The organism is Microbacterium sp. (genome assembly GCF_041909575.1).
GTDB lineage: Bacteria > Actinomycetota > Actinomycetes > Actinomycetales > Microbacteriaceae > Microbacterium.
Window position 1 is genome coordinate 8,339 of sequence record NZ_JAYRDE010000037.1, and the last position, 15,695, is coordinate 24,033.

At 71.4% G+C, this 15,695-nt stretch carries 12 protein-coding genes; 4 read left to right on the forward strand and 8 right to left on the reverse strand.

The annotated features are described in order from the left end of the window. The coding region (locus tag ACE3O1_RS07235) for a lysophospholipid acyltransferase family protein (protein ID WP_374313937.1) at positions 1-710 on the forward strand (710 nt) is incomplete at its 5' end. 3 nt (positions 711-713) lie between these two features. Here the strand turns inward: ACE3O1_RS07235 and ACE3O1_RS07240 are convergent. Beyond that, positions 714-1,190, reverse strand: a complete 477-nt coding sequence (locus tag ACE3O1_RS07240) for an OsmC family protein (RefSeq protein WP_374313939.1) — start codon at positions 1,188-1,190, stop codon at positions 714-716. A gap of 51 nt (positions 1,191-1,241) precedes the next feature. Between ACE3O1_RS07240 and ACE3O1_RS07245 the strand changes: the two genes are divergently transcribed. Beyond that, complete coding sequence (locus tag ACE3O1_RS07245; RefSeq protein WP_374313941.1) at positions 1,242-2,231, forward strand: asparaginase; 990 nt, start codon at positions 1,242-1,244, stop codon at positions 2,229-2,231. Positions 2,232-2,287: 56 nt separating this feature from the next. Then, the gene (gene ald / locus ACE3O1_RS07250) at positions 2,288-3,403 is read left to right on the forward strand and encodes an alanine dehydrogenase (protein WP_374313943.1); all 1,116 of its coding nucleotides are present in this window, start codon (positions 2,288-2,290) and stop codon (positions 3,401-3,403) included. Between the two features lie 280 nt (positions 3,404-3,683). Here ald and ACE3O1_RS07255 read toward each other — a convergent pair whose 3' ends face one another. From ACE3O1_RS07255 to ACE3O1_RS07285, 7 genes are all read right to left on the reverse strand, one after another. Continuing rightward, positions 3,684-5,249 (reverse strand): APC family permease, encoded by a 1,566-nt coding sequence (locus tag ACE3O1_RS07255; protein WP_374313945.1) that lies wholly within the window; start codon positions 5,247-5,249, stop codon positions 3,684-3,686. 9 nt (positions 5,250-5,258) lie between these two features. Continuing rightward, positions 5,259-8,141 (reverse strand): FtsK/SpoIIIE domain-containing protein, encoded by a 2,883-nt coding sequence (locus ACE3O1_RS07260; RefSeq protein WP_374313947.1) that lies wholly within the window; start codon positions 8,139-8,141, stop codon positions 5,259-5,261. Positions 8,142-8,194: 53 nt separating this feature from the next. Further along, positions 8,195-9,088 (reverse strand): PP2C family serine/threonine-protein phosphatase, encoded by an 894-nt coding sequence (locus tag ACE3O1_RS07265; protein ID WP_374313949.1) that lies wholly within the window; start codon positions 9,086-9,088, stop codon positions 8,195-8,197. A 49-nt stretch (positions 9,089-9,137) separates the two neighbouring features. Further along, the gene (locus ACE3O1_RS07270) at positions 9,138-11,183 is read right to left on the reverse strand and encodes an ABC transporter ATP-binding protein (protein ID WP_374313951.1); all 2,046 of its coding nucleotides are present in this window, start codon (positions 11,181-11,183) and stop codon (positions 9,138-9,140) included. Beyond that, complete coding sequence (locus ACE3O1_RS07275) at positions 11,180-12,913, reverse strand: ABC transporter ATP-binding protein (protein WP_374313953.1); 1,734 nt, start codon at positions 12,911-12,913, stop codon at positions 11,180-11,182. Before ACE3O1_RS07275 ends, ACE3O1_RS07270 begins: the two co-directional genes overlap by 4 nt. 141 nt (positions 12,914-13,054) lie before the next feature. Then, positions 13,055-14,053: an aldo/keto reductase gene (locus ACE3O1_RS07280; RefSeq protein ID WP_374313955.1), complete on the reverse strand. Its 999-nt coding sequence runs from the start codon at positions 14,051-14,053 to the stop codon at positions 13,055-13,057. Between the two features lie 162 nt (positions 14,054-14,215). Further along, positions 14,216-14,992, reverse strand: coding sequence for a large exoprotein (locus tag ACE3O1_RS07285; protein WP_374313957.1), 777 nt, complete (start codon positions 14,990-14,992; stop codon positions 14,216-14,218). Positions 14,993-15,150: 158 nt separating this feature from the next. Between ACE3O1_RS07285 and ACE3O1_RS07290 the strand changes: the two genes are divergently transcribed. Then, positions 15,151-15,639, forward strand: coding sequence for a DUF4282 domain-containing protein (locus tag ACE3O1_RS07290; RefSeq protein WP_374313959.1), 489 nt, complete (start codon positions 15,151-15,153; stop codon positions 15,637-15,639). Positions 15,640-15,695 lie beyond the last annotated feature (56 nt).

Consider the following 15,695-nt stretch of genomic DNA (forward strand, 5'->3'; position numbering starts at 1 on the left):
CCACCTACTTCATGGGCCGCTTCGTGCTGACGCCCCTCGCCCGCCTCGTCTACCGACCGCGCGTCGAAGGTCGTGGGAACGTCCCGAAGACCGGCCCGGTCATCTTCGCGAGCAATCACCTGTCGTTCATCGACTCGATCGCCATCCCCGTCTCGGCGCCCCGCCCGGTGCACTTCCTGGCCAAGGCCAGCTACTTCGACGGCCCCGGATTCAAGGGGTGGGTCTCGAAGGAGTTCTTCACGGCGATCGGCGCCATCCCCGTCAACCGCGGTGCGGGTCAAGCCGCGCTGGACGCGCTGGACCAGCAGCGCGTGCTGCTCGAGCACGGCAGTGCCGTCGCGCTGTACCCGGAGGGCACGCGATCGCTCGACGGCCGCCTGTACAAGGGCCGCACGGGCGTCGCCTTCCTCGCCCTCCAGACCGGCGCCCCGGTCGTTCCGGTCGGGCTCGTGGGCACCGACAAGGTCATGCCGGTCGGCGCGAAGCGCCCGTCCCTCAGCCACCGCGTCACCGTCAAGTTCGGGCAGCCGCTCGACCTGTCCCACCACGGTCCCGCGAACTCCGGCCGTGCCCGCCGGCTCGCGACCGACGACATCATGGCCGCCATTCACGCCCTCTCGGGTCAGGAGCTGGCCAACGCGTACAACGAGGTCCCCGCGCACACCCCGATCGAGCGCATCAAGCAGGTCCTCCCGCACGAGCGCCGCTGAGGCCTACTCCCCCGCGACGACGATCGTGGGCTCGTGGCGCACCGGGAAGTTCACCGAGTTCGCGATGAAGCACCATGCGTTGGCCTGCGCATGGGCGGCGGTCGCGGCATCCGTCATCGACGCCTCGGCCACCGTCACGCGCGGCCGCAGCACGACCTCGCGGAACGCTCCGCCCCCGCGTCCGTCCTCGACCATGAGCCCGGATGCGTCGTCCTCGTAGCCGATGACGATCACCCCCGCCTGCACGCACGCGTGGAGGTAGGACAGCAGGTGGCACTCGCTCAGCGAGGCGAGGAGCAGGTCCTCCGGGTTCCAGCGCGACGGGTCTCCCCGGAAGGGCTTGTCGGACGAGGCGAGCAGGGTCGGCTTGCCGACGACCTCCACCGTCGAGGAGCGGTCGTAGTCGCGGTACCCGGAGGTGCCGGTCCCCCGGTCGCCGGTCCACGTGGTCCGGACGGAGTATCGATGCTCACCCAACATGTGCACAGTCTGTCATGCGGGCCCGTGACGACTCGGCGGTAGGCTGGCCGGGTGCCGCAGACCTTCGCCGCAGCCGACGCCGTCGAGCTCGCCGTCGTCGACCGCAGCGGATTCATCGAGTCGCGGCACGCCGGCATCGCCGTCGTCCTCGGCGCCGACGGGACGATCGTGGAGCGGCTGGGCGACCCGTCCGCGCTGATCCTCCCCCGCTCGAGCCTCAAGCCGCTGCAGGCGCTCGCCTGCGTCTCGGCGGGCGCGTCCCTCGACGGCGTGCGGCTCGGCCTCGCCACCGCGAGCCACTCGGGCACGGACCGCCACGTCGCCGTCGTGCGCGACATCCTGCAGGCCGCCGGTCTCGGCGAGGAGTCCCTGGGCTGCCCGCCCGCGTGGCCCAGCGATCCCGACACCCGCGACGAGCTCGTGCGCGATCGCGCCGAGCCCGCGCGCATCCGCATGAACTGCTCGGGCAAGCACGCCGCGATGCTGCTCGCCTGCGCCGCGAACGGGTGGGATGCCGCGACCTACCTGTCGCCGGAGCATCCGCTCCAGCTCCACGTCCGCGAGGTCGTGGAGCGCCTGCTCGGCGAGAAGGCGTCGGCCGTCGCGATCGACGGCTGCGGCGCGCCGGTGTACGCCACGACGCTGTTCGGCCTCGCCCGGGCGATCCACCGTATCGGCAACTCCTCGGCGACCTCGCCGTTCGCCCTGCACCGCAGCGCCGGGACTCTCGTCCAGGCCGTGCGGGACGACCCGTGGACGATCGACGGTCCCGGGCGCCCCGACACCATCGTGATCGAATCGCTCGGCGTGTTCGCGAAGGGCGGCGCCGAGGGCGTGATGGTCATGGTCGCCCCCGACGGGACGACCGTTGCCCTCAAGATGCTCGACGGCAGCGGGCGGGCCGCGACGGCGGTCGCCCTCCGGCTCCTCGAGCGAGCGGGTGCCCTGGCCCCGGCCGATGTGGCGGCCACCATGCAGAAGCTTCCCCTGTCGATCTCCGGCGGCGGGCAGGTTGTCGGGGCGATCCGCCCCGCGTTCTAGAGGCGCTCCCACGAGGAGCCCGAGCGCTCCAACGGCGGAGCGGAAAGGATCACACGATGAGGATCAGCGTCCCCACCGAGGTGAAGAACAACGAGTACCGCGTGGCGCTCACTCCCGCGGGCGTCCACGACCTCGTCGCGGCCGGGCACGAGGTGTTCGTGCAGCGCGGCGCGGGCCTCGGGTCGTCGATGCCCGACAGCGAGTACGAGGCCGCCGGCGCGAACCTGCTCGACGACGCCGCCGAGGTGTGGGCGCGGGCCGAGCTGCTGCTGAAGGTCAAGGAGCCGATTGCGAGCGAGTACCAGTACTTCCGCGACGACCTCGTGCTGTTCACCTACCTCCACCTCGCGGCGGACCGACCGCTCACCGATCGACTGGTCGCCGACGGCGTGACCGCGATCGCCTACGAGACCGTCCAGGTCGCGGGTGGCGGACTGCCGCTGCTGGCGCCGATGAGCGAGGTCGCCGGGCGCCTCGCGCCGATGGTCGGCGCGTCGACGCTGATGCGCTCGGCGGGCGGGCTCGGCCTGCTCATGTCGGGCGTCCCGGGCACCCGTCCCGCGCGCGTGACCGTGATCGGCGGCGGGGTCGCCGGCGCCAACGCGGCCGTCATCGCGGTCGGCATGGGCGCGGACGTGACCGTGTTCGACACGAACGTGCAGCGCCTGCGCTACCTCGACGACCACTTCCAGGGCCGCATCAAGACGGCGGCCTCGAACCCCTTCGACCTCGACCGGGCGGTGGTGGACTCGGATCTCGTGATCGGGTCGGTGCTCATCCCCGGGGCGAAGGCGCCCAAGCTCGTGACGAACGAGATGGTGTCGCGCATGCGGCCGGGCAGCGTCCTGGTGGACATCGCGGTCGACCAGGGCGGATGCTTCGAGGACACCCGTCCCACGACGCACGCCGATCCCACCTTCACGGTGCACGGCAGCGTGTTCTACTGCGTCGCCAACATGCCCGGCGCGGTGCCCAACACCTCGACGTCGGCGCTGACCAACGCGACCCTGCCCTACATCCGGCAGATCGCGCGACGCGGCTGGAAGGACGCGCTGCGCGCCGACGCCGCGCTCGCGGGCGGCCTGAACGTCGTCGGAGGCGCGGTCGTCAACGCCGGCGTCGCGACGGCCCACGGTCTGGAGCCTGCGCCGCTCGAGCCCGCTCTGGCCTGAGCCTTCACCGGATCAGGCGATTCGGCCGGATCAGGCGCGCACCGCGCGAATCGGCCTGTTCTCATCGAATCGCCTGATCCGGCTCCGAGCGGTGAGCCGGACGGATGCCGCGCCTCGCGTTCTGCGCCGGGCGCGGCATCCGTCCGTTTCCCCACTCACCGTGCGCGAAAAGACTGCCGCGTCGCGCGACACGCCGGCCGGTGGATGCTTCGCCACGGCGTGTCTGATTACGCGGCAGTCATTTCGCACGAGGTGGGGGGCTCGGGCGAGGGCCGCGACCTCAGGTGAGGCCGCCGTCGATCGAGCGGCCGAAGTCGGCCGGGTCGTCGGGCACCAGCACGGGCGTCTCGCGGTTGAGGCTCTCACCGCGGAAGAAGGGCTTCGACCGCGGGAAGAGGAACCACAGCACCATCAGGACGACGCCGAAGGCGAGGGCGCCGATGCCCAGGACGAAGGTGCCGCCGATGCCGAGGAGCACGGTGTAGCCGTAGTCGACGTCGTACATGTCGATGGCCGACTGGATGAACGCGTAGGTGAGCATCCCGGCACCGAGCAGCGGGAAGAGGAACTTGTAGAAGAAGTTCCTGGCCGAGCTGAACAGCTCGCGCCGGAAGTACCAGACGCACGCGTAGCCGGTGATCGCGTAGTAGAACGCGATCGCGAGACCGAGCGACAGGATCGAGTCCTGCAGGATGTTGTCGCTGATGAGGGTCATGCCGACGTAGTAGACGATCGCCACGACGCCCATGACCAGGGTCGAGAACGAGGGCGTCTTGTAGCGCGGGTGCACGGTGGCGAACCGGCGCGGCAGCGCCTTGTAGGCCGCCATCGCGAGCGTGCCGCGGGCGGTCGGGAGGATGGTCGTCTGGGTGGAGGAGATCGCCGAGATCATCACGGCCACGACGAGGACCCAGCCGAGCGGTCCCAGGAGGCCGTCCTTGATCGCGAGGAAGAAGTCGTCGGCGTTCGCCTCGTTGCCCAGTCCGGTTCCGGTCTCGCCGAGGCCGGCGTACATCATGGCGGCGACGGTGACGCCGACGTAGGTCACGAGCAGGATCACGGTGGTCAGGAGCGCGGCCCGGCCCGGGATGCGCTTGGGGTCCTTCGTCTCCTCGTTCAGCGCGAGGCACGTGTCCCATCCCCAGTAGATGAACAGGGCGAGGAGGATCGCCTCGATGAAGCCCGACCACTCCGTGAAGGCGAAGGGGTTGAACCACGCCCAGTCGAACGGCGTCGGGTCGGGCGCCGTGCCGGCGAAGAAGTGCCACAGTGCCGCGACGACGAAGATGGCGAGGGCGGCGTACTGGATGGCCAGGAGCACGTTCTGGATGCGCTCGCCGATCTCGACGCCGCGCCAGCTGACCCAGGTCATGGCGGCGATGAAGACGACGCCCGTCGCGGTGACCAGTGGGACGTTGTCGGACAGGAGCGCGTCCTCCGACGTGCGGACGATGCCGTCGATCAGCGCCCAGAAGTAGATCCCCGCGATCTGTGCGAGGTTGGCCAGCACGACCATTCCCGCCACGGCGACACCCCAGCCGCCGAGCCAGCCGACCCAGGGGCCGAACGCCTTCGTGCCCCACGTGAAGGTGGTGCCGCAGTCCGGGACCTCGCTGTTGAGCTCGCGGTAGGCGAAGGCGATGAACAGCATCGGGATGAAGGCGATGACGAACGCGATGGGCGCCTGCGCGCCGACGGCGAGCACCACGAACCCGAGGGTCGCGACCAGCGAGTAGACGGGAGCGGTCGAGGCGAGGCCGATGACCGTCGAGCCCCACAGTCCCAGTGTTCCTGCTGCCAGTCCCTTGCCTGCGGGGCGTTCGAGGTCGATCGGAGATGTAGCCACACAGCGAAGCTATGGGGCCCCCCGGGGGCGGTCAAGGCCGGACGGGGGACGGTTCGGCCGGAGTTGCGGCGAGGGAAGGACGATGCGGACGGGCTCGGCTCCGGCCGCCACGAGCCATGCGCGTCCGCGTCCGGGCTCGCAGTACGGCGCCAGGTCCCGCGATCCGGTGAGCAGGCGCAGCTCGGCGGCGCAGGATGAGTCCACGACCAGCTCGTGGTCCCCGCGGACATCGGCCAGCAGGCGCCAGTGCCGCTGCCAGTCGTCGGGCTCGCCCGTCACGAGGACGGCACCCTCGGCGACGATCGACGGGTCGGTCGCGTAGGCGTCGACGTCGACGATCCGGATGCCTCGTTCCTGCCACTGCGCGAACGCACTGCGGACCGAAGGCGACCGGCGTGAGACGAATCCCGTGAGCGGCGCCGTCGGCCGCCATTCACGGACGGCAGGAAGCGACGGGTCAGCGAGCGGTGGCGCAGCGGCCACCTGGACCTCGACGCCGTCCACCACGCCCCGGCCCGCGGGCTGACCGGAACGGAAGGAGCCGGGGTCTCCCCCGGCCGCCACGTGCTCGGCTCGGGTCGGGAAGGAGAGCAGGAGGCGGCGAGGGAAGTGATCGACGAGCCGGGAGAGCGCGCCCACGACCCGCCGCGCGGACGCGATGACGAGGAATCCTCCGGCGCCGGCCGTTCGGAGGAGATCCTCGAGCCGTTCGATCACGACCTGCGCGTGGTCGGGGGGCAGGCGCGCGGCGAGCGTGTCGAGGTCGTCGATGCAGACGACCGTGCCGGGACCGGGGGGCTCCGAGGCCAGGGCCGCCACGACATCCCACGTGCCCTCCGCGTCGGCGGGAACCCGCACGACGCGTGCCGGCGCCTGCGCGGTGATGAGGCTAAGCGCGTTGCTCGTGCCGGAGCCCGGGCCTCCGACCACGAGCAGCGCACGGTCGGCGAGGTCGAGCGTCACCGCTCGCTGGCGCTGCAATGCGGGCTCGTCGGCCAGGCCGAGGAGGAGACCCTCGCGCCCCGGCGCGTAGGAGCGGAGTTCGTCGAGCGACAGGCGCCGCGGAAGCTCGGGCAGCCAGGGCCGTCGCGGGGCAGGACCGCCGCGCGGCTCCGCCGCCGCTGCCACGTCGTCGGGCCCGGACAGGGCGATGCGGACCCGTCGCGGGCGCGCGTCGCCCGCTCGCCGCACGAGTGCCTGCCCCCGACCCTCCGGTCCGCCCGGGAGGTGGGCCGCTTCGTCGGTGCCGATCACCGTGCGACTGTCGGAGGCATCCGTCACCCGCAGGCTGATGCGCAGGGGGCAGTTCGCGAGCAGGCTCTCACGGATCACGCCGGCCGACCGCTGCGTGCCGAGGATCAGGTGGATGCCGAGGGCCCGGCCGCGGGCGGCGACATCGGCGAAGACGGCATGCAGTTCGGGATGCTCGCCGAGCAGCGCCGCGAACTCGTCGACCACCACCACGAGCCGGGGCAGGTCGACGCGGGAGTCGAGGATGTCACGGGCGCCGGCGGCGGAGATCGCGGCCTCGCGCCACCGCACCTCGGCCCGGAGGCTCTCGATCGCACGCCGGGCACCCGACCCGTCGAGATCGGTGATCACGCCCGTGACGTGCGGGACGGTGCGGAGGACGTCGAACGCGGTGCCGCCCTTGAAATCCGCCAGCAGGAAGGTGACCTCGTCCGGTGCGTAGGTGCGGCACAGCGACAGGATCCACGTGACGAGCAGCTCGCTCTTGCCCGATCCGGTCACGCCCGCCACGACGGCATGCGGCCCGTCGGATACGAGGTCGACCGCCGCCGGGACGGCGCCTTCGACGCCGATGACCGCCGCGAGCCCGCCCGCTCGGGCGACGGCGAGGTCGAGGAGCGGAGCGAGCTCGACGGGGCCGTCGTTCCGGGCGACCAGGCCCAGCGTGCGCTCGGCTCGCAGGGCGAGGGCGTCGGCGATGGCAACAGCCTGGTCGCGCGCGAGCGCCTCGGTCCGCACCTCGGAGGACTCGTCGGCGCGCTCCAGGCGGGCGGCGTGCGGCGAGCGCACGGTGAGGACCGTGCCGCAGCGCGGCGGAACCGGATCGCCCGGCCGGCGCGTCGCGATGACGATGTCGGCATCGGCCGGCACGGTCTCGCCCGGACCGACGAGTGCGAGACGTCGAGCCCCGGGGGCGGCGCGGTGAGGCAGTCGCTCCATCCACGCGCTCTCGGCGGCGGGCTCGCCCACCAGCTCGAGTTCGCCGGGCGGAAGCGCGAGACACAGCTGGAGGGCGAGAGCACGCTGCACGGCCTCGGCGGGCATCGGCGGGCCGACCACGACGACGCCCTGGGTGGCCGGCACGACGACGGGCGCATCCGTCAGCCGCGTCGCGCGGGCGCGCACCGCCGCGGAGTCCGGATCGCCGTCGCCCCCGCTGACCCGTACGCCGCTGAGCACCTCCCCCTCCCCGACGACGAGCGCGTCCGCTCTGTCGGCGGAGTGCCGCCACACCTCCTCGTCCCGCGCGACGAACGCGGCGACGTCGGGATGCTGCGCCCATGCGCGTCGCCGCTCGGCCTCGTGGCGGACGTCGATCGCTCGGGACACGTCGGCGCGGGCGCGTGCGGATTCCGCGGCATGACGCCGGCGGTCCCGGCGCGCGCTGCGCGCGGCATCCGCCACGGCCGCCACCGCGATCAGCGGCCCGAGAGCCGCCATCCAGAGGGAGAGGATCGATCCGGTCACGAGCCACAGCCCGACGGCGCCGACCACCGGCACCACGGCGGCCACGACCGGGAGCGGCGGGCGCGCGGGAGGCGTCCAGGCCGCGGGGAGCGCGAGAGGTTCACGCGGGTCGTCGGCGGGTGCGACGAGGGCGGAGAAGGCGGGAGCCGGCGGGAAGTGCACACTCCAGTGCACCGCGGGAAGGTCTCACACCCGCAGGGCGGCGCCCGATCCGTGGAGAATCGGCCTCAGTCCCGTGCTGTGGAGGAGTCGCAGTCGCCCTCGCGGTCGGAGTCGCCCTCGCCCGCGGAGCCCTCGTCCGCAGAGGCCTCCTCAGCCGCATCCTCGGCATCGTCGCCGGCAGCCGGGGTCGAGGCAGGCGAACCCACGTCGAGCACGATGATGGTGATGTTGTCGCGGCCGCCGTTCTCGAGCGCGGCGTCGAGCATCGCGGTCGCCGCAGCGGCCGGATCGGCGTTCGCGTCGAGGAAGTGACGGATGCCGTAGTCCGTGAGCTCCTTCGTCAGCCCGTCCGAGCAGACGACGAAGCGGTCGCCCTGGGCGACTTCGAGGCGCACGTAGTCCGGCGTCACGCCTTCGCTCGGTCCGACGGCGCGCGTGATGACGTTGCCGTACGGGTGGTTCTCGGCCTCCTCGGGGCTGAGGCGTCCCGAGGCGATGAGCTCCTGGACCACCGAGTGGTCGGTGGTGATCTGGACGATCGCGCCGTCGCGCACGAGGTAGACCCGCGAGTCGCCGATGTTGAGCGTCACCCAGTGGGCCACGTCGCCGCTCGTGTCGAGGTACACGCCCGTGAGGGTCGTGCCGGTGCCGTCGTCGGTCGCCTCGGGGTGCGAGGCGATGTCCTTCACCGCGCGTGCGAGCGCCTTCTCGATCGTGTGGGGGTTCACCGTTCCGGACTCGGTCATCGCCTTGAGCCGGTCGATGGTGCTGGCGCTGGCGATCTCGCCGCCGACGTGCCCGCCCATGCCGTCGGCGACGACGAAGAGCGGATACTCGGCGAAGACGGCGTCCTGATTGACCTCGCGGCGACGGCCCGTATCGGTGACTGCCGCCCACGCGAGATCCAGCGATCCGCCCGGCACGGGAACCGTGCGCGAATGGGTGGAGACCTCGGGCACGCCTGTCCTCCCGATCGACGTTCGCGGGGCCTGGCGGCCTGCCGCGTCCTCACATACTAGTGGGTTCCCCCGCCTCGCCTTCGGCGGCGGGCCCCGCAGACGCGCCGGATGCCGCGGCGCCGACGGTCACCGGATCCACCAGCACCTCCTCGTCCATGGGCGCCTCGAACTGCGCGTTGTAGAGCCGCCAATAGGCGCCCTTCGCCGCGAGGAGCTCGTCGTGGGTGCCCTGTTCGACGATCGATCCGCTCTCCATGACGAGGATGAGGTCGGCGTCGCGGATCGTGGAGAGCCGGTGGGCGATCACGAACGCGGTGCGATCCTCGCGCAGTCGCGACATCGCGCGCTGGATGAGCAGCTCCGTGCGGGTGTCGACCGAGCTCGTCGCCTCGTCGAGGATCAGGATGCGCGGATCGGCGAGGAAGGCGCGTGCGATCGTGATCAGCTGGCGCTCGCCCACGCTCAGGTTGGTCGCCTCGTCGTCGAGCAGCGTGTCGTAGCCCTCGGGCAGCGCATGGACGAAGCGGTCGACGTAGGCGGCCGTGGCCGCGGCGAGGATCTCCTCCTCCGAGGCATCCGGGCGCCCGTAGGCGATGTTCTCGCGGATGGTCCCCGAGAACAGCCACGTGTCCTGCAGCACCATGCCGGTGCGCGAGCGCAGGTCGTCGCGCGACATGCGGCGGGTGTCCACGCCGTCCAGCGTGATGCGCCCCGCGTCGACGTCGTAGAACCGCATGATGAGGTTCACGAGCGTCGTCTTGCCGGCACCGGTCGGGCCTACGATCGCCACCGTGCTTCCCGGCTGGGCCGCGAGCGACAGGTCGTCGATCAGCGGCTCGTCCTCGACGTAGCGGAACGAGACGTCCTCGAACGCGAGGCGGCTCGCGTGGTCGGGCGCGGTCTGGGCCTCCTCGTCGTCGGGGTCCTCCTCGGGCTGATCGAGGAGCTCGAACACCCGCTCGCCGCTGGCGACGCCGGACTGCAGCAGGTTCGCCATGGAGCCGAGCTGGCTGAGCGGCTGCGTGAACTGCCGGGAGTACTGGATGAACGCCTGCACGTCGCCGATCGACAGCAGTCCGGCGGCGACCTGGAGGCCGCCCACGACGGCGATCGCGACGTAGACGAGGTTCCCGACGAACATCATCGCGGGCATGATGATGCCCGAGATGAACTGGGCGCCGAAGCTCGCCCGGTAGAGCTCCTCGTTCTCGGCGCGGAAGTCCGCCTCGACCTCCTTCTGGTGGCCGAAGACCTTCACGATCGCGTGCCCGGAGAACGTCTCCTCGACGCGTGCATTCAGGATGCCGGTCGACGTCCACTGCGCGACGAACAGCTTCTGCGAGCGCCGGGCCACGAGCACCGTGATGAGCACGGTGAGGGGGATGGTGACGAGCGCGATCACGGCGAGCAGCGGCGAGATGAGGAACATCATCACCAGCACGCCGACCACCGTCAGCAGCGAGATGACCACCTGCGACAGCGTCTGCTGCATCGTCTGCCCGATGTTGTCGACGTCGTTCGTCACGCGACTGAGCAGCTCGCCGCGCTGCACCTTGTCGAAGTAGGAGAGCGGCAGCCGCTGGATCTTGTCCTCGACGTCGAGCCGGAGCCGGTGTTGGGCGCGCGGCACGATCCCGGTGAGGAGACGCGCCGGGAGCCAGCCGAAGAGGCTCGCCAGCACGTACACCGCGAGGACGCCGGCGAGGATCCAGGCCAGCTGCTCGAAGTCCACCCCCGCCCCGGGAACGAAGTCCATCGCGGCGATCATGTTCGCCTGATCCTGATCCCCCTGTGCGATGAGCCCGTCCACCACCTGCTGCTTGGTGGCCCCCGGAGGGGTCTGGAGAGACACGAAACCGGCGAACACGACGTTCGTGGCGTTGCCGAGGAGCTTCGGCCCGATCACGCTCAGCGCCACGGACAGCACCGAGAAGACGAGGACGACGATCAGGAGCGGCCTGTCCGAGCGCAACGTCGCGAGCAGCCGCTTCGCACTCGGCCCGAAGCTCTTGGCCTTCTCGCCGCCGGCGACCTGTCCCATCGGGCCGCGCTGGAGGGGCATTCGCTGCTGCGGCCCCCGCTGCATGCCGCTCATGCCGCCGCCTCCGCCGTGAGCTGGGATTCCACGATCTCGGCGTACGTCTCGCAGGTCTCGACGAGCTCGTCGTGGGTGCCGATGCCCACCATGCGCCCGTGGTCGAGCACGATGATCTGGTCGGCGTGGCGGATGGTCGAGACCCGCTGGGCCACCACGAGCCGCGTCGCGTCGGGCAGGCGGGTGTCCAGGGCGCGGCGGAGCGCGGCATCCGTCCCGAGGTCCAGCGCCGAGAACGAGTCGTCGAAGATGTACACCTCGGGCCGCTTCACGAGGGCGCGCGCGATGGCGAGCCGCTGACGCTGGCCGCCCGACACGTTCGTGCCGCCCTGGGCGATCGGCGCCTCGAGGCCCTCGGGCATGGCCGACACGAAGTCGCGGGCCTGCGCGAGGTCGAGGGAATCCCACAGCTCGTCGTCGGTCGCCTCGGCGTTGCCGTAGCGGAGGTTCGAGGCGACCGATCCGGAGAACAGGAAGGCCCGCTGCTGCACGAGGCCGATCCGCTGCCACAGCTCGTCGGGGTCGTACTCTCGGACGTCGACGCCGTCGACGCGCACCGCGCCGGCCGTGACGTCGAACAGCCGGGCGACGAGCCCGATCAGAGTCGTCTTGCCGGCGCCGGTGGAGCCGATGATCGCCGTCGTGGTGCCGGGCTCGATCGTGAAGGTGATGTCGCGCAGCACGGGGTCCTCCGCACCGGGGTAGGCGAAGTCGACGCCGTCGAACTCGACGCGTCCCGCCGGCACCGGCGCGGGCGCGGGCTCACCGGGCGCGGCGACCGACGGCTCGGTGTCGAGGACCTCGCCGATGCGGTTCGCGCACACCGCCGCGCGCGGGATCATCACGAACATGAAGGTCGCCATCATGACGCCCATGAGGATCTGCATGAGGTACTGCAGGAAGGCGAAGAGCGTGCCGATCTCCACGCCGTTCTCCTGCACCTGGAAGGCCCCGAACCAGATGACCGCGACGCTGGACACGTTCATGACGAGCATCACCGCGGGGAACATCAGCGCCATCAGGTTGCCGGCGCGCAGCGCGGTCTCCTGCACCTCGTCGCTCGCCGCGGCGAACCTGACGCGCTCCTCGCGCTCGCGCACGAACGCGCGGACGACGCGGATGCCGGTGAGCTGCTCGCGCATGATCTGGTTCACGCGGTCGATGCGCTTCTGCATCTTCGTGAAGGCCGGGACCATCCGCCACACGATCGCGCCGACGATCACGAGGAGCACCGGGATCGCGACGGCCATGAGCCACGACAGCCCCGCGTCCTGGCGCACCGCCATGATCACGCCGCCGATCGCGAGCATCGGCGCCGAGATCATCAGCGTGGCCGACACCTGCACCAGCATCTGCACCTGCTGCACGTCGTTGCTGTTGCGGGTGATCAGCGAGGGCGCGCCGAACTGGCCCACCTCGCGCTGTGAGAACGCGACCACGCGGTGGAAGAGGTCGCCGCGCAGGTCTCGGCCCATCCCCATCGCGAGCCGGGACCCGAAGTACACCGCGACGATCGCGCACGCGACCTGCACGACGGTGATGGCGAGCATGACCCCGCCGGTCTGCCAGATGTACGGGATGTCGCCGGTGACGACGCCGTTGTCGATGATGTCGGCGTTGAGGGTCGGCAGCAGCAGCGAGGCGATCGACTGCGCGAGCTGGAACACGACGACGGCGACGATGAGCGCCCAGGCGGGACGCAGATAGCGCACGAGGAGCTTTCCGAGCACGGTGGTCCTTCCGGTGCGCGAGGGCCGCCGCAGACCGCGAGCGTGCGCACAGAGTGCGACGCTACGCCTCGCGGCGCGCGCGTGACAAACCTCCGGCGTACGCCCTCGGCGAACCGCCACGCGGTGCCGGGCGAGCGGGGATCAGACGCGCGTGCCGGGATCGTCCGGGAGGGGGAAGAGCGCGTCGATGGCCGCTGCGTCCTCCGCCGTCGGGGACCAGGCGGATGCTGCGGCCGCGTTCGCCCGGATCTGATCGGGCGACGTGGCACCGGCGATGACGCTCGCGAGCGACGGGCGGGAGAGCAGCCAGCCGAACGTGGCCTGGAGCATCGAGATGCCCCGCTCGTCGCAGAACGCCTGGAACGCCTCCAGCGCATCCCACGGCGCCTCCTGCCACACGTGCTGGCGCTGGCGCATGATGCGCGTGTCGGCCGGTGCGTGGTCGCGCGTGAACTTGCCGGTGAGCAGGCCGTTGTGGAGCGGGAAGTACGGCAGGAATCCGAGCCCGAACCGCTCGACGGCCGGCAGCACCTCGCGCTCCGCCGCCCGCGCCAGGAGGCTGTAGTGGTTCTGCGCCGACACGAACGGCACGCCCGCGCGCTCTGCGGCGACGTAGTGCGCCTCCGCGATCTGCCAGCCGGCCAGGTTCGAGTGTCCGATGTAGCGCACCTTGCCCTCGCGCACGAGGTCGGCCAGCACGTCGAGCGTCTCCTCGATGGGCGTCTGCGGGTCGGGCGTGTGCAGCTGGTAGAGGTCGATCCACTCGGTCTGCAGACGGCTGAGGGATGCCTCGACCGCGGCGCGCACGTAGGACCGTGACGCCTTCGACCCGGTCACGCCGTAGCCCATGTCGCGTCCGGAATGCCCGAACTTCGTCGCCAGGATCACCCGGTCCCGGCGCCCTCGGAGCGCCTCGCCCATGAGCGTCTCGGACAGGCCCGGGTCCTTGCCGTACATGTCCGCGGTGTCCAGGAACGTCACGCCCGCGTCGATCGCGGCATCCAGCACCTCGCGGGTGCCCTCGAGGGTCTCGGTGCGCGTTCCGGGACGGCCGAAGTTGTTGCAGCCGAGACCGACGGCCGACACGAGGAGGCCGGAGGCGCCGACACGACGGAGGGGGACGGATGCTGCGGAGCTCATGCCTCCACGTTATCCGGCGCGCACTCACGCCGAATCCCCGGATCTCCGTCGAACCCCGGGGCGTCGTCCGGCAACTCGGCCAGGATCCAGTGATTCGGCGACGACCGCCGGCCAGAACGCACGGCGGCCCCCCACCGCGAGGTGAGGGGCCGCCGGGGAACGCTACGGCTTGGGCTCTTCGGGAGCGGTCGGCGCGTCAGGGGATGCCGGAGGCTCGGTGCTCGCCGGCGGCTCGGTCGCAGCCGGCGGGGCGGCGGCGGGAGGCGGCGTGACCGGAGGCTCGGTCGCAGCCGGCGGTGCAGCCGGCGGTGCGGGCGGGGCCGCGGGGCCGGCCGGCGGCGCCGGCGGCGGGGTGTAACCGGCGGGCGGCTGGTAGCCGGCCGGAGGGGCGTAGCCCGCGGGAGCGGTCGCGACGTTGGCCGGGTAGCCGCCTGCCGGGACCTGAGGCGGGATGCCCGACCAGTTGGTGTTGTCGGCGAGGAAGTTGCCCGCCCACGGGGCGGCGGGGATGGCGGTGTTCCAGCGCGACTTGTCGAACGCGTTGATGCCGAGCCACACGATCGAGAGGAAGAAGTACAGGATGAGCCAGACGGCTTCCTTCTGCAGCTTCAGGCCCACGCGCCACGCCGCGAGAAGCGTGTAGACGAAGGCGGCGAGGCCGAAGAGCTGCCCGACCACCGGGATCCAGCTCAGGAACGCGGTCGCGCCCCACAGGATCAGCAGCCACCAGGGGTTGAGGTCGCCCAGCTTCACGAAGATCAGCGTGTTGTACACCGGCACCCAGGCGCGCCACTTGCCCTGCACGCCCGCCTTCTCGAAGATCTTCATCAGGAACCACGAGGTGATGACGTATCCCGCGATCGCGAGGATGAACAGGAAGGGAAGCAGGACGAGCCAGACGGCGAGCAGCCCCCCGACTCCGTAGTCGTCGTCGTACATGAACGTCCTCTCCGGAACGATCGTCGGCGTGCCCCGCACACCGAGCAGGGCGCCACGCCCCGCGGGTCACATGCTAGCGAGGCTCCGGCGACCGTGTCAGCAGACACGACGCAATCCGGGGGCTGACCCCCGCGCCCCGGGTGGGTAGCCTGAGCATCATGAGCGACTCCCCCACCGTCCCGCCCCTGCCCGACCAGCCCGCCGCCGAGGCGGCGCGCGCAGCCGGAGCGCCCGCGGACGCCACGACGCCGACCTACGACCCCGCGACCGATCCGGACGACACCGGGGTCCCGACGTCGCTGCACGACGACGCGGCCGCGGTCGGGCGCGGCTTCTTCGCGGCGCTGTTCGACCTCAGCTTCCGCACGTTCATCACGCGGCGCCTCGCGAGCGTCTTCTACCTGGTCGGGCTCATCGCGATCGCGATCGGGTTCATCGTCTACCTCGTGAACGGCATCGTCGGCGGGGCATCCCTCCTGTGGATCAACGCCGGCGCCGGCATCACCGCGATCATCGCGACGCTCATCATCGTGCCGCTCGTGTCGTTCATCGCGATCATCGCGCTGAGGTTCATCATCGAGGCCGTCGTGGCCCTCATCGCGATCGCCGAGAACACCGAGCGCACCGCGCAGCACACGCGCCGCTGAGGCGCGGTTCCTCGCGTTGGGGGGGGGGGGGCCCCCGGCCGCCGCCGGGAGGTGGG

Coding starts and splice junctions, on each gene's coding strand:
- ACE3O1_RS07290 (WP_374313959.1), top strand. CDS start 15,151: ATGAGCGACTCCCCCACCGTCCCGCCCCTGCCCGACCAGCCCGCCGCC.
- ACE3O1_RS07240 (WP_374313939.1), bottom strand. CDS start 1,190: ATGTTGGGTGAGCATCGATACTCCGTCCGGACCACGTGGACCGGCGAC.
- ACE3O1_RS07285 (WP_374313957.1), bottom strand. CDS start 14,992: ATGTACGACGACGACTACGGAGTCGGGGGGCTGCTCGCCGTCTGGCTC.
- ACE3O1_RS07280 (WP_374313955.1), bottom strand. CDS start 14,053: ATGAGCTCCGCAGCATCCGTCCCCCTCCGTCGTGTCGGCGCCTCCGGC.
- ACE3O1_RS07270 (WP_374313951.1), bottom strand. CDS start 11,183: ATGAGCGGCATGCAGCGGGGGCCGCAGCAGCGAATGCCCCTCCAGCGC.
- ald (WP_374313943.1), top strand. CDS start 2,288: ATGAGGATCAGCGTCCCCACCGAGGTGAAGAACAACGAGTACCGCGTG.